General features: G+C 33.1%; 15 protein-coding genes and 1 pseudogene. 1 reads left to right on the forward strand and 15 read right to left on the reverse strand.

Annotated features, from left to right (window positions below):
* Positions 1 to 81: 81 nt before the first annotated feature.
* On the reverse strand, positions 82 to 1,074 hold the full coding sequence (locus ACOMCU_RS01630; RefSeq protein ID WP_421049228.1) for a hypothetical protein: 993 nt from the start codon (positions 1,072 to 1,074) through the stop codon (positions 82 to 84).
* Positions 1,075 to 1,259: 185 nt separating this feature from the next.
* A pseudogene (locus ACOMCU_RS01635) lies at positions 1,260 to 2,425 on the reverse strand (RNA-guided endonuclease InsQ/TnpB family protein).
* Positions 2,426 to 2,587: 162 nt separating this feature from the next.
* On the opposite strand from ACOMCU_RS01635, the gene ACOMCU_RS01640 reads away from it, so the two are divergent.
* Positions 2,588 to 2,980: a hypothetical protein gene (locus ACOMCU_RS01640; RefSeq protein WP_421049229.1), complete on the forward strand. Its 393-nt coding sequence runs from the start codon at positions 2,588 to 2,590 to the stop codon at positions 2,978 to 2,980.
* A gap of 89 nt (positions 2,981 to 3,069) precedes the next feature.
* Here the strand turns inward: ACOMCU_RS01640 and ACOMCU_RS01645 are convergent, their stop codons facing one another.
* From ACOMCU_RS01645 to ACOMCU_RS01705, 13 genes are all read right to left on the reverse strand, one after another.
* Positions 3,070 to 3,933, reverse strand: coding sequence for a hypothetical protein (locus tag ACOMCU_RS01645; protein WP_421049230.1), 864 nt, complete (start codon positions 3,931 to 3,933; stop codon positions 3,070 to 3,072).
* Between the two features lie 196 nt (positions 3,934 to 4,129).
* On the reverse strand, positions 4,130 to 4,375 hold the full coding sequence (locus ACOMCU_RS01650) for a hypothetical protein (protein WP_421049231.1): 246 nt from the start codon (positions 4,373 to 4,375) through the stop codon (positions 4,130 to 4,132).
* A gap of 41 nt (positions 4,376 to 4,416) precedes the next feature.
* Entirely contained in the window at positions 4,417 to 4,860 is a 444-nt protein-coding gene (locus ACOMCU_RS01655; protein ID WP_421049232.1) for an LPD11 domain-containing protein, read from the reverse strand.
* Positions 4,861 to 4,919: 59 nt separating this feature from the next.
* On the reverse strand, positions 4,920 to 5,084 hold the full coding sequence (locus ACOMCU_RS01660) for a hypothetical protein (protein ID WP_421049233.1): 165 nt from the start codon (positions 5,082 to 5,084) through the stop codon (positions 4,920 to 4,922).
* 337 nt (positions 5,085 to 5,421) lie between these two features.
* Positions 5,422 to 6,087 carry a single-stranded DNA-binding protein gene (gene ssb / locus ACOMCU_RS01665; protein WP_421049361.1) on the reverse strand — a complete coding sequence of 222 codons (666 nt, stop codon included), beginning with the start codon at positions 6,085 to 6,087 and terminating at the stop codon, positions 5,422 to 5,424.
* Positions 6,088 to 6,275: 188 nt separating this feature from the next.
* Positions 6,276 to 8,282: a hypothetical protein gene (locus ACOMCU_RS01670; RefSeq protein ID WP_421049234.1), complete on the reverse strand. Its 2,007-nt coding sequence runs from the start codon at positions 8,280 to 8,282 to the stop codon at positions 6,276 to 6,278.
* Between the two features lie 145 nt (positions 8,283 to 8,427).
* Positions 8,428 to 11,355 carry a hypothetical protein gene (locus tag ACOMCU_RS01675; protein ID WP_421049235.1) on the reverse strand — a complete coding sequence of 976 codons (2,928 nt, stop codon included), beginning with the start codon at positions 11,353 to 11,355 and terminating at the stop codon, positions 8,428 to 8,430.
* A 181-nt stretch (positions 11,356 to 11,536) separates the two neighbouring features.
* Positions 11,537 to 11,749 (reverse strand): hypothetical protein, encoded by a 213-nt coding sequence (locus ACOMCU_RS01680; protein WP_421049236.1) that lies wholly within the window; start codon positions 11,747 to 11,749, stop codon positions 11,537 to 11,539.
* Between the two features lie 28 nt (positions 11,750 to 11,777).
* On the reverse strand, positions 11,778 to 12,128 hold the full coding sequence (locus tag ACOMCU_RS01685) for a hypothetical protein (RefSeq protein WP_421049237.1): 351 nt from the start codon (positions 12,126 to 12,128) through the stop codon (positions 11,778 to 11,780).
* A gap of 100 nt (positions 12,129 to 12,228) precedes the next feature.
* The gene (locus tag ACOMCU_RS01690) at positions 12,229 to 12,426 is read right to left on the reverse strand and encodes a hypothetical protein (protein ID WP_421049238.1); all 198 of its coding nucleotides are present in this window, start codon (positions 12,424 to 12,426) and stop codon (positions 12,229 to 12,231) included.
* Positions 12,427 to 12,926: 500 nt separating this feature from the next.
* A complete protein-coding gene (locus tag ACOMCU_RS01695; RefSeq protein ID WP_421049239.1) occupies positions 12,927 to 13,799 on the reverse strand; it encodes a hypothetical protein in 873 nt (290 codons plus the stop codon).
* A 114-nt stretch (positions 13,800 to 13,913) separates the two neighbouring features.
* Entirely contained in the window at positions 13,914 to 14,759 is an 846-nt protein-coding gene (locus tag ACOMCU_RS01700) for a TIGR02452 family protein (RefSeq protein WP_421049240.1), read from the reverse strand.
* The gene (locus tag ACOMCU_RS01705) at positions 14,746 to 14,955 is read right to left on the reverse strand and encodes a hypothetical protein (protein WP_421049241.1); all 210 of its coding nucleotides are present in this window, start codon (positions 14,953 to 14,955) and stop codon (positions 14,746 to 14,748) included. Before ACOMCU_RS01705 ends, ACOMCU_RS01700 begins: the two co-directional genes overlap by 14 nt.
* Positions 14,956 to 15,106 lie beyond the last annotated feature (151 nt).

Genomic DNA, 15,106 nt, shown 5'->3' on the forward strand with positions numbered 1-15,106 from the left:
CAATTTTAGTTAATTATTTTCAAGTATTCATAGGTGAAACACCCTCGAACTTGCTTTTCTTCGCTAAAAAATTTCCTCGAATTATTTTTCAACCGCTTCCATTCGATTTACTAATGCTGACTGCGACATAATAGCAGCATCGATAAAATAGAAATCATTACCGTTTTTCATGATGTCAATTGACCATTGCCCTTTTAATGGACATTTTTTTTCCTTAAATGCTTTTGCTACTTTACTGGCTACAATTGCTTTCATTGCATCATATTCCTGAACAATGAAATCTTTCGTGTCTAAATAAGCAAAATATTCTTCAAAGCTCTGTTTATCATAATTATTTAACTTAGCCATCAATTGCTTTTTTAGCTTACGTTGTTCCTCAATATCTGTAATCTCAGCAAAAATTGAACGCACTGAATATGGCGTTAAAGCCTTGATCATTTCTTCAGGATGCCAATAGTTTGCCACACCTAATACTTTGCCTTCATCAAAGTCATAGAACACTCGGAACTCCGTTCGTAATGGCATACCGTTATAGATTGTTTTACGATTCTCTACGTCTGCAATGAACTCACGAATCACTAACTCGTTCGTATGATTTGCACTATATGTCATTGCCATATACTCAAGACTGTAAATCTGTTCAAATAGATTGCCCCAATCTTGAAGATTACACGAACCATCAAAATCAAATTTGTTTGAAAAAACACCTGTTTTAATAAAGAAATGCTGCGTCTGTTTATTCAACGCTTTTACTTCTTCGTTTTGGAAAACAAATTGCTCCAATTCCTTTACAATTTCAGGCGTAATGGCATGTCGATCCTGACGAATTTTTTCTCTAAGCTCAAATGGATACTCCATTACAAGTGATTTTGGCACTTTAAATTCTGCTTTAAGTGCATTTGACATTGGATTAAACCAAAATGAGAAATTGTTTGGATTTAAGCGATTATTTTCATAATGTTCACGTGCCATTTTTGCCATTTCTTCTTCTGTAGGAAGATTAAGCTTTAACCCCTTCATTAAATCCTTTAAACCGCCTTTTTCTTTCTCTACATTTGCTAATAAGTTTGTCATAATAAAAACTCTCTGCTCCTTTTTAATTGTACAAAAGTGTACATTTTCTATGATGGGGCGAAGCCCCCTTTTTGTTTCAACGCACGCCTCTTCGACAAATGCTCTCTAATAAGGTTGTTATCGTGCTCCGCAAACTCACTCCGTCGAGCCGACGGTGCATATTGGCAACCTTCGTGTGGTGAAAGTTATCCAACTAAAACTGTATATTTTGTTGCTTGTTCTAAATTCAAACTCGCATTTAATCACGATCTAATTCCGTACCGCAAGATTCGCAAGTAAATATTCGTTCAGAAAGTGATAATTGATTTTTCTTTACACCGCAATTTGAACATAATTTACTACTTGGATAAAAGCGGTCAACGATGCGAAGTTCAATACCGTATGTCTTACACGCTTGCTCCAACCATACTCTGAAACGATAGAAATTTTGTGTAGCTACAGCTTTACTCAAGTGCTTGTTCTTCATCATTCCTTTAATATTCAAGTCCTCAATTGTGATGTAGGATGGCTTGGTTTTTACCACTTCTGCAAACACATGTTGAACATACGAGCAACGAATATTAGATAACTTTCGATAAAGTTTTTGAATGCGAAGAATGGCTTTTTTTATGTTTGCTCCGTATTCAGCTTCGTATAATTTCCCTTCTTTTTTGCATTTTTTATACGATTCTAATTTACGAGCTAAACTTCTTTGTGCTCGTTTTAAGGATATTTCGAATCGTCTTACTTGTCTGCTTTTGTTAATGTTCCCGAAGATGTCGCCATCGCTAGTGATCGCAAAATCTTTTAAGCCTAAATCAATTCCCATACCTTTTTTTCGCAACAGATTCTTTACACGCTTCTTTTCAGATTTAACAAGAAAACTGACAAAATAGCGATCTCCTTTTTGACTGATCGTGCAACTAGATATGTCAATGCCTTCAGGGATATAGCCTTTTTCTTTGAATTTTATCCAACCCAAAAATGGAATTTTTGCTCGATGTCTTTCGATTACAAAGTCCGTTTTATTGTTTTTCGGTAAATACATTTTGACATCTTGTTTTCCTTTTTTCTTTTATCGTGGATACTTTGCTTTGCCTTTAAAAAACTTCGTAAAGGCGTTTTCGGCATTTTGCATGGCTTTTTTTCTCGCCTTACTAAAACAACTATCAATCCATGTAAGCTCCTTTTTTAGTACATGGTTTACATACTTATCAAATTCCATATGCGATATAAAACGTTTTTCTTTTGCATAGATTTCTTGATTGTGTTTTATATAAGCATTGAACAAAAAACGGCATACACCAAATCCTTGATGCGTCTTGATTTTTTGCTCATGGACAGGTTCGAATTCTACTTTGTATGCGTACATTTTTTCCTCCTTTAAATTTGTTGCTTGAGCAACACCTTATTTTTAAAATCCATATACTCTATGCAGGTCATAAATTACTAATTATCGTTTTTTTATAAAAACAAGTGCTATACATAAAAAGACACGATATAATATAGAAAACTTTGGAATGGAGGGACATTATTGAATGAGTTATTGATTAAAAAATTGAGGTCAGCCGATTCCTTGCAAATTGACTGCTGGTGCATTGGATTGTATGAGGATTCTGATGAATTAGCCATAAATGACGTAGGTATTCAAAACATATGGATAAAACTATATGATTTAATAAATGAATTCGAACAAACAACTAAGACATACGTTGTAGAGATCGAAACAATAGCGAACATTGCTAATTGGAAACATGGACAAGCTGCTGTTTTAGACAAATTAGTTCTAAAACCTAACTACAGCATAGGTGAATTCATGCCAATTGCTGAATTTTCTTATAAAGAAAAAGCTGTAGAATATGCGAATAAATATTATCCATATGTAGATAAGACGGAAATGATTATGGAACACTACAACAACGTATAGGTAGGTTAAGTCACATTGATTAAAAGTTTATTTCTAAATATAAAAGCGTAAGCATCGAAGTCATTTATAGCCTCGTACTTACGCTTTTATTATTTTCGAATGGATGCAAAACCATCTATAACTTCTTTTTCTTGACCAGGTACTGCAAAAAGAACGTATTTAAATCCATACTTAAATATTTTCTGATTTAAAATGGTTGAGAAGATATTGATCACTTTCTTAGCGTCAATTACATCGTATTTTCCGCCCAATCCACCTTCAATTATTACGACATCTATTTCTTCTCGCAACGCCAGGCTAAATGCTGCATGTAAATTATCCTTCAAACTTTCATAGTACCTTTCCCCAATATCGCCAGTACCTCTCCATATTTTCTCAGCTTGCCATTTTCTTTCATTATTTGCTGTATTAACAGCTGGAATACCTATCACATCTGTCGTTATTGGCTCATGTAAAAAATCAAAGTGCTCCCCTCTGAAAATAGTAACTGCTGGCACATGTAATAAACGATTTGGTTGAGCAGCCCCTATTGCATAATCCTGCAAATTAAACTGTTGAATTGCCTCACCTGTAAGAGCATCTGTTAAATTGCTCGCATACGCCATCGATAAAGATTCCGAATATTTACCTGTTTTAAATCCTTTATATATATTGTTTGGTTCTAAACAATGAAGTACGCCTGTTTTTAATTGAAGATCTCGATAAACATAATGTGCTTCTTCAATCGTCAGTAACATTGATTGGTCCATCGCTCGAATTACTGCCGCTTTTGGATACTTTAAACCTTTCGACATTTGCTCCTTTCTTAATTCAAAAAGTTCATTACTAAGAAGGCATTGCACACCTGCCTTAGAATTATCAAAAACCTCTTTTAATTGACCAATTGGCGTATTCCCTGATTTAATCAGGCTTTTTGTTTGAATGCTTGCAAGCACTCTTTGTAATCCGTTCAAATCAAACACACTCCCTTACTTTTTTAATATTCTATGTAAATACGAATCAGCAAATTACCCTATTAAACCGTTTTTACGGCATAAAAAAGAGCCTAAGCAAAACGCTTAAACCCATTTTCATTTTTGGTATTCGTAATAAGGCGTGGAATATCCAAAAAACTTATTTTTGTGTACTAAACTTTTTTCAGATTGTTTATTACTTTTTAAATCGTATAGAATCCTGTTTAAAATCTTCTACCGTATAATAATCCATTGTTTCACCTTTATTATTTAGAAAGACAAAAAGGGATCTAACACTCTCAAACTCTGCTTTCGCTAACTCAAAATTATTATAATTAAGGTACATACGCATAAACTGTGAATGTTTAGATAATAATGCTCGTCTGAATTCTATATCTTCCTTTTCAGTTCGATTTTCCATTTTAACGCTCTCAATTTGCATTTTTGTTTCTCCTTTATTTTACACTTCCATTGAGTAAATTTTTATTGAGTCATTATATTTTCATATTCTAAAATATCATCTAGCGTTATCCATTCAGGCTTTTTGTCATCATTGAATGAGTTATAAAGTTCTTTCATTTTTGCGATTTGCTCTGATACATTACCAGCCCATAACCTTTTTTCGTTTCTACCTCCATGCCCTAAATAATAATCACAATCAGACTGTAAACGACCTAACATCATATAATTTAATTTCTCTCCTGGTGTCGGCTGTTCTTCCATCCCTAAAATTTCGAATTCTACATTTTTATACTTTTCAATGTAATAAATTGGAGTATTTGGCTCACCGTCAAAACTACCTGCTGTGCATAAATCTAATTGACCTTCTCCGCAATTCAAGTCTTTGAAAATTCTACCTTCTTCACTTTCAAAAACAGGGCGTGACCAATCATCTGTTCCAATATAAGTTAATTTTAATTTTTCCATTTGTAAAACCACCTCTAAACATTAGATTCCATTATTTATTTCGAATAGCCTTCATTTTCCTAATTCATGATTTTATAATCTAATACCCATTGCTTCATAAAGAATTTTATCGTTTCAGGAGATACTTGCTTTCCTTCAGATGACGCTTTCTCCATGAATTCAGAAGTACGTGTAATTAAATATTCTTCAATTGTTACATTAATTGGCTCTGTTGCTACTGACATACCAACTCCCCCTCTTCTTTGCTATTAAAGCCTTCTGTATGAATAAAATTTACTGTCAAATAAAATCTTCTCCCTTTAAAGCGTTTCCTAAGAAACTCCATGTTTAATAAAATCCATAAATTATACTCAGAAACCAAATAATTTATTCACATGTCTAAATAAAAAAACACTATCATCTAAAGGACAATGCTTTACTACCTTTATCTATTGAAAAAGTGTGTAATCTACGAAATTTAATATCAATCATCATTTAATCGCCTTAATATAAAATAAAAAAGGAATAAAGCTAATTAAATAGCCTTACCCTTTTTTCTCAATTATAGGACTTTAGTACCGGTCAGAACGGTAAATCATCTTCTGAAACTTCAATTGGTCCTTTACCAAACTGCTGTTGTGGTTGACCGCCACCAAACTGCTGTTGTGGTTGACCTGCACTATATTGTGGCTGTGGTTGACCTGCACCATATTGTGGCTGTGGTTGACCTGCACTATATTGTGGCTGTGGTTGACCTGCACTATATTGTTGCTGTGGTTGACCTGCACCATATTGCTGCTGTGGTTGACCACCATCATATTGCTGCTGTGGTTGACCGCCACCATATTGCTGTTGTGGTTGACCGCCACCATATTGCTGTTGTGGTTGACCGCCACCATATTGCTGTTGTGGTTGACTTGCACCGTTAGCTGGAGGATCTAAGAATTGGATAGCATCTGCTACTACATCTGTCGTATAAACACGCTTCCCATCTTGACCTTCGTATGAGCCAGTTTGAATTTTACCTGTAACACCAACTTGACTACCTTTACGCATAAAGTTTGCTAAGTTTTCAGCTTGTTTACGCCACGCTACAACACTAATAAAATCTGCTTCTTTTTCACCTTGTTGATTTTGGAAAGTACGATTTACTGCGACTGTTGCACGCACATATGGTACTCCCGATGGTGCATATTTCAATTCTGGATCTTTCGTCAAACGTCCTACTATACCTACTAAATTCATAATAAAATCCCGCCTTTTAAATTAATATTTATATTTTATATTTCCTTCTTCATGAAAATATATTTCACTCTACCGATGTCCTTAATTACATATTCCTAAAAAATTAATGAACTGATAAAAATAAGCATTTAGAACCACTTTTTTCAACAAAAAAAGAGCAGCAATTACAGCCGCTCTTATTTCATAGTTAATTATCCTGCCTTTTTAACATTAGACTTCAATCCTACCTGTTCTAAATCAGGTGAATTGATTTTATAGCCATTTGACATAATCCATTCTTTTACTAATTCGACTAAATGATCTTCTTCGGATGTATTTCCATATGCTAAAAACTCATTTGAATGTTTTTTTACTTGGCGAACGACACCATCGATTCCTAACTCAATGCACAATACAGGCTCATTTCGCTTATACACACCTAAAATTTTCACTTGATGCTTCACAATAAGTTCCTCGTATTGATCTACGCATAAGTTTAAATCTTCGGCTATTGTAAATAGCTCTTCTGTATTACGAATATAGCGAATGTGATAACCTGCCTTAATTAATTCATCTATTAACCATGCATCAGGAATATTATACTCCTTATATGTTGAAGAAATTTTACGATTTACTCGGTTTATTTTGTCATGAAGCTTTCTAACTGAATAAAATGTTGTACGCTCAAATTCTTCGATTATAGCATCTTTGAATGCGATTGTATCGGCATCATATTCTCCTGCCTCAACACATTCTAAATAGGCTGCTTTTAAAGAGCTATATTGCTTTAGACCTCGTACAGCATCGACCACAAACGATCTTAATCGTCCAATCTCTCTAAAAACATAGTTTCTTTCATAGCTCTTATCGGAGTTTGCATATTCTTCCCGATATATCTTCATTATCTCAAATACTGCATTATCAATTGAACCAGGTGCTAAATGCCGATTTAACATTTTTTGAACCTGTCTAAATGTGAGAATGTCAGAGTTTAAAAACTCTATAGACATTTCTACTTCTGTTTTAATTAAAACGCCAGCATGATTTTCTACATAATGCTCTAACAACTGATTCAATGCGTTTTTATCCTGCATCAAAGCAAATAAGAATGTCGAATTTGCCCCTTGTACATATCGTTCAATCCCCATTGCCTCTTTTAAAAAGCGAGCTGATTTTTTAGAAATAGCAGGTACGAAAGAACGTATAATATCAATTTCTTTTTCTGCTGCTTTAAATTTCTTCATTGTATACTTATCAATTGTATTTTTTGAGAAATCTATTGCTCGTTCTAAAAATTGGATGTTTGGAAGATAACTTATTAACATCGCTTTTTTCAACTGCTCAATCATCTCGTCCCTCTTATTCGACAACTCCCCTAATTCCCATTTCATTAATACATTTGGATGTATATCCGAAATATAAATTTCGTACATTTGCTTTGCCACAAAAAATGGGATTGTTTTTAGAATTGCTAAAAATGCATATTCTGCACTATAACTCATACGATTTAAGTTAATTGTATTTATAACAGAACCTGTTCTAATTTTTGTGAGCTTAGTAGCTTTATCAATAAAAATACCCATTGTTTGTTGATTGTTTGGTGTAACAGCTACCTTAGCTCCTTCCCCTTTACGAGCATAATTCATCAAATATTTTTTACTAACTTTCACTCGAACTGGAGACTTATGATTACTAGCATACTTATTCATCATTTGCCTTACCGTCAATTCATTTTTGTCTACATGGAATTCATCACTGTTTAAAAAGTGCATTTCATCTTGTAAAATAATAAAGTTATCAGCATCTTTGTAAAGCACTTCACTTGCATTGGCTGTTAAATAGAAAGATTGCCCATACAACTTAAATGTAAACTTTTCCTCAGTATCTACAAGGTAAGCAGCATTCCAATGCATCGCCTCCATTTCGATAGCATTCGTATTACCACATGAAGGACATGTAATGTGTCGATCTTGATCAAACTGATGTTCATGATTATTAATGTAAAAATGTTGCACTGGAAGTGGTGTTAAAGCAGGTTTTACTTTAAAATACGTTTGGCATTTTAAACAATATACTTTAGTTAGCTTCAATCTTTTTTTCTCTTCCTTTGAAACCATTACATCATTTTCCCCATCAAACTCCATAATTGTTGAATAAGTACGTTCATCTCTATCTACAACCATTAAATTCATTTTCTTCATATCGCCTTTGAATTTCATAAAATCTTCTCCTTTTAAATTTGATTTCAAACCGCCTAGCTTAATAAAATACATCTCACTATACGTTTTAAAAAAATCGATTATTCAATTGAATATCTAATAAAAAAAGCACACTACTTGAAAATAAGTAGAGTGCTTCAGACAATTAATAATACATTTCTTCAGGGATTTCATCTTGATTTCCTATAATACCTGCTTGATCTAAGTCAGGATTGAAGATAAATATTTTATGATGTGTGACAAATTTTTGTACCGCTTCAATCAATGGTCCATCTGCTTTATTTTCTAAAGACAGCAGCTTATTTCTACGCTTTTTACATTCTACAAATGCATTATATTGATCGACCTCGATACAGAATACATCAATTCCATTTTTACGTACTAATACATATACATGATTTCCAAACAATAGCTTATCTTCATATCCTGCAATACAGATTTTTAATTGACGAGCAGCTTTTACCAACTCTTCTGTATTACGTGGTAGATAAAATTCAAAGCCATTATGTTCACCTTCTAATTTAAGACGATAGTCCTTATATTCGTACACATGTGTTTCAAATTTTAAATTCCATGACACTTCAATTAAAGCATCGTGTAGCTTTTTAATCGACTTAAATGTGCCACGCATAGCTAATAATTCCTTTGCTGCCTCATAGTTCTCCATTAAGAATGGTGACACCTGAATGCCCTTTCCCAAACGCTCTTCAAATTTCTGTAATGAGTTTTTGAACTTTTGAACCATCCTAACGCTATCTAAAACGATTAAATGAAAATCACGAATAGCTTCAGCACGCTTTTCATGTAGCTTCTGCTCAGCTACTTCTTCAGATATTCCTTTTTCAAATTGACAGCTTGCTAGGAATGATTTATCTGATAGCACGTGATTAATATACTGATCTAATGAACCTGGTAGCAAATATTCTTCTAAAAGTGCTTTTGCTTGTTCAACGTCAATCTTCCAAATATCACGTTCTGTAGCATAACCCACAATTTCTGTTGTTGGATTAATAAACTGCTCATCATCATGAATAAACTTAGCAAGATTAAAAATCGTATTGCCATCTTCTAGTAATCCGAAATACGCCATGTCGATTGAGGATAATCGCTCTGCACCGTTTCGGTTAGCTGTAGCAATTGTTTTCTTCAATACATTCATAGATTTTTTCGTCACATTAGGAATAAATACTTTCATTGCCTCCAGCTCAGAAGTTGCCGCCTTGAATGCCTCATAATCCTCTTCTGTAAATTTAAAGTCATAGAAGTTTGCTTGACCATCAAACATTGCAAACATCGGCAATTGGTGTAATACCGCTAATAATTCGAAACGTCTTGCAAATTTAGGACCGTAATCGGGAGCTTCACCTACGTTAAATTTGGCAATAACATCTGCATATAAACCATCCAGCAATATATCATGAATCTTCTCTAGGATTGACATCGGTAGATTAGCAAATACTGTACGATAAATATTTGCCTCATAATAGTGAATTGATTGTGTTTTCACAAATACTTTTGCAAGATCGAATACTTCTTTTGCACCTTTAATTGCACATGTTAATTCTTTTGTTTCCTTATTGATTGTTAGAATCATATCTGTTGGCTGCTCCGTTTTACTTTTTAATAAAACCGCTGTTACCATATAGACTGATTCATCTTCATAAACATCAAAATTATAATACTCTTTTGATAGTTTATGGTTGATTTGATCAAGGGCTGCACTGATTTCTCCAACAGGCATTTTTTTTAATTCACCATTTACAGCTGCCTTCAAACGCTTATATACATCCATTTCTTCAAAATTACCAACTAAATAGGATAACTCATTTGCACGCTTACGAGAAAGTCTCAGGCTTGTTGCAATAGACAACAATTTTTTAAAACGAGTCTTAACTAGCTCCTGTTTCGAAACAACATTTTTATGCTCAATGTTTTTTTCATAACTTTCAAATAGCGAAGAAAAGCTATCCCAATAAGCCGTTTCTGAATCAAATACTTGATTAAGAGAGCGTCTAATTGACTCAGCATTATTATTCGTAGCACCATTTACAGTAGCTAAGGAAACTTGCGTGTTTTCTGCTAAAATATAATCGAGCATAATCGATACCTGCTCAGGCTCTTCTAATACTCCTAATGCTATAGAGCTTATATTATCGAAATACGCATTCGTTTCTCCATTTGCTACAAATCGTAATTGAAGGAATCGCTCTAAATCCGATTCAGCCAATGCTGGCACAAAAATATGAGCAAATTCTAATAATGACGTTGCTTGACGTAAACGCTCTAAATCTGAATCCGCTACATGCATAGAACTAATTTTGACAACACGATTTAGCTGTTGAAAAATCGGGAAATTTACTAGCAAATATAAGCTGCTAATTGTTTCGTTATGCTTATAACTATCTAGCGAATTCTCTTTCATCCATGAAAAATCAAGTAAGTTAAATTTCTTAGCCACTTCAGGATCAAGTTTACTTGCTAAGTGCTCCGCTATCATCATTTTTACATCTACAGGTACATTGTATAAAAATCTTTCAATTGCTACATTCGGTGTAACAAAACATGTAAATGAAGTATGATACGCTGGCAGCTCAGTTAATGAAGCTACTTGCTTATTTCCAAGACTGTGAGTTGAGTGATCAGCTAATACCATAATTTCAGATGTATACTTGCATACTACAACCGTCATCACCAACTCTTTTTTAGGCATTAAATCTACATTTAATAAGCCTACATTAATTAATTGTTGAACAGCGATGGCTTCGCATTTATTTGTATCCACAATGCTTATACCCTCGCTATACATATTTACCTCAATTACATCTTCATTGCTTTTTACATCAATTGTTGTAATATCGTCCTCTGTTGGTACAAGCGATACGTTTTTATTACCACAACCGCTGCAAGCAATAGAACCTGCTTCAGAACCTACAAAATTAGATACTTGACCATTTACTCGATACGTAGCTAAACCTTTCATTGAAACAGCCCTCTTACTTTTGCTGCCACATTTTGTACATACACATTCAACCTCTCTATTATCGATACGTGAAACTAAAACTACTTCCTTCATAAAATCCCTACTCCTTCTCATATGCTCTCTAATAGAGCTCCAATTTTTAAAATACATTTCACTCTATGCTCTTTTTGAAAACCTATTAATGCACAAATAAAAAAAGCCGCTGGAATCAGCGACCTTTCTATTTTCTATGAAGAGAGAAGCATTTCCAAAAAAGGATATGATGCTAAAATCTTCACGAATTATTGAGTTTGTCAATTTCCTCAGAAATACATTCAAACACATCAATTATTGTCTTATTATTCTCTTTGTACTTGCTATCATAAGTCAAAGGAATACTGTGTTCATAAGCCATCTTGCTCAACAAAAAGCAAAGCTCAGTATGTTTTTCACCATCTGTTAGAACATTATCATTAACAACGCTTCTTAATTTTTCTTTAAAATCCACTTGTTTCAGCTCCTATAGATTACTGTTATTATATTTCAGGATAATCACTTAAAGTCTTTTTGAGTCTCTCAATTAATGCAACTACATCCTTCTTTTCAAAGACAGCAAATAATTGGTTTTTCTCATATAAACCATCCCTGCCTATGCTTTCATAATCTAAATCAAAACTTACCCCTTTTTCCACTGCTTTAGATAAGATAGTGTCCCATTCCTCATTGTCTTTTACATAAACTTCTAATAAATCTTGATACCACCAATCACCTGAGGATGAAGAAGTGTCTGCTTTAATTGTAACCGCACCAAATAAATTAGGCTCAAACTTAGCATACACAACATCCTTTGGTAAGCTCAAGAATTTTTCTAAATTAACAATTTTCATTAGATTTTCTCCTTTAAAGGACATTTGATTTTCTCTTTTTTTTGAAAACTAGCTCAGCAGTCAATAAAGTCGCAACCACTTTAATTAAAAAATAGTATTTTTATGAAGAATAGTTTTCATCTGTACAAACTAAGCTACCTTCTTCAATTTGTTGTAAGATGTGATTATAACGTTTGCTTTCAGAACTAGCACCGTCAACTCGTTCAATCAGACCTAAGAAATGTTTCTTCGCTTCCTCTTTATTTGGGTGTTTCGTTTCTGTTCCATAACAAACTACTTTAACTTCACTTTTTTTCATTTTGATTTCTCCATTTCAAATAGTTATTTTTGTAAAATACATTTTCAATTAAATTTATACCTTTGATATAATCATTAGAATCTCTACATTTGTGTATATTTTTAGGTCTTTAAGTTAGTTTGTAAAAACTGTTGGAAATACTATTATCTATTTTTACACCATTTTCTTCTAATATTTTACCACATTTCTTACAAAGAAAAATTACCCTAACAATAACACATCTAATTCTCCAATATTAAAACATGCCTTTTTCTTACCGTTCATCCATTTATTATTCATAATAAAATCTTCTCCTTTTATAAATACACGCATTGTGTACCTATTTTTTAAAATCACTTATTATATACACTAAATGTTTTGGACATAACACAAAAAGAAAACCTTTTAACTCAAAATGAAATCTCCCTTGCCAATTAGTATAAATGCTATCCATTTTTTTAAAAATCCCTGTATTATACGATACGTTTTTATTGCTTATAACCAAAGAAAAAAGCCGCCTATTAAGGCGACTGGCTTACATTTGGGCGATGTGGGAAATCATAATAGCTACGCATACCCTTAAATTGATTTTTAGTTAAATTGTATTTATCTTCAATTTCCTGATTGGACATACCTTTTTCATAGTCCTCATAAATACGTGCTACTAATTCATTTGGATAACGCCAGCTACGAGAAATTTCGACATCTTCATTTCTTAAACAGTAATAAACGATTTCCTGTGCATCCGTATTGTTTAAGGCAAATATCTTTTGAATTTTCTTATAGCCACAATTATTATCTTTAATTAATCTTACAATTAATGATTCCATAAACAACTGCTCCATTTTCGATAGCATAAAAGGTTGTTCTAATTCAATTTTTTTGTCGTATTCAAATACTGTTTCCTTCTCTATATCCCAATCATTCATGGCATCTTCTAGTTCAACTAGCTTACGAATATTTAAGATTGTTGAGAAGTGAACATTTAACTCTTTAGCAACCGATTTGATTTCCTCCATTGAATTCTTACCTTTTGATGCGTAAATGACCGTAGATACTGTTACTTCATCATCAAATAAACCCTTTTCAATGTCGTAACAAATAAATAAAAGCTTCATTTTGAGTGGCTTAATACCTGTAGCTGATAAAATCTCTTCAAAACTAAACTGTTGCTGTAAAAGCGTTCTTACATGCTCAACAACTTCTACATTTCGATGATGATCTTTAAGCTCCCTTTGCAAATAGGCAGCATAGTTTACAGATGCCTCAAGTGCTTCTGCAATTTCCCTTTGTGTTCGATTGCTTTTCATTAATTCTTCCACAATCTCTAGTTTTTCCAATTTACGTTGATGCCTACGCTTCGATGGTTGATATAATGCATTTTTTAGTGGCACACTTTCTCACTTCCCTCCCTAGATGATTTAATATATAGTATTCTATTAAAGGTTTTTAATAATTATTCCCCTTTATTTAAAAGTCCATAACTACAAAAAAAGCGAGCACTCGGCTCACTTCCTAATTATTTTATTTGAAAACATTGCTTCGAACACGATTCGATTATTTAAATCAGGTATAGCAATCCAAACTTCTTTGAATGCATATTTCCATCGAAAATCATTTAGAGCATTTTTCATGATTTCAGCTACCATACTCGGATCGTTTCCATATTCCCCACAACCAAACGCACCTAAAACTAATGCATCCTTTTCAGTTAATGCAGCTACAGCCAATATGGATTCAATTTTGAGCTTCATTTGTTGGTAAACAACATGATATGGCGATGGGCTTAACTTATTTCTCCAGGAATTTTGATTAACAGCAGCTGCAACGATTACTCCTGCACATATTGGTTTATTCAAATATTCATGCCGTTCATTTTTGAAAAACACTATATCAGGTGAAACGGCAATCTTATTAGGACTAATTTTTTCTGTTAGACTACGATGTAACTTATAAAAACGTTGATATTTCACCTGCTTTAGAGCTGGATATAAATTACTTGCATAAGCTAATGATTCTTCCTGTGCAGAATAGCCATTTAAAAATCCACCACATGGATTACTATCTGATGCAAAATCTAATACTGCCACTCGACTATAACGCTCATTTAGCTGAAACAGTGCTTCTAAAGAAGTTAAGTTGTTAATCTGAATAGTTGCAGCCTTTTCATAAGTTCGATACGTTTGCTTATTTAGAGTGTCTAATAAGGATTCATCTAAAACCATTCCATAATTCATACTGGCATCCAACAACAAAGCTTCATCTTTACCATTAATTGTTTTAGTTTTACAGGTTTTCAAGGTATCTCTTGCTGATCTAAAATTCTTCCACCTTCTCATATCAATCATTACCATTTTTGGGCTTCTTCAACTTTTTATGTCCCCATTTTTCTTTCAATTCTGCTTCCTTTATTAAAAATGCCTCATTATCCAGTTTAATTGTCCAATATAGTAAAATGCATGTTTTTTTAAGATTATTAAGCATTGAAACTAGCAAATACCCTAGCATTATTATGACTAATACATAACCTAATCCATCTAATAATTCCATTGACAAATCCCTTCCTTTCTCTTATTTAAATGTGTTATGAACTGCTTTTGACTTTTTAATTATTAATACTGAATGACGTATAATCTATATTACGTGAAAAGAAATGACGCTATCACTCATATTTATCATTCAATTCTGTTTACTCGCTCTT

The sequence above is a fragment of the Lysinibacillus sp. UGB7 genome, assembly GCF_049058285.1.
Taxonomy (GTDB): Bacteria; Bacillota; Bacilli; order Bacillales_A; family Planococcaceae; genus Lysinibacillus; species Lysinibacillus sphaericus_B.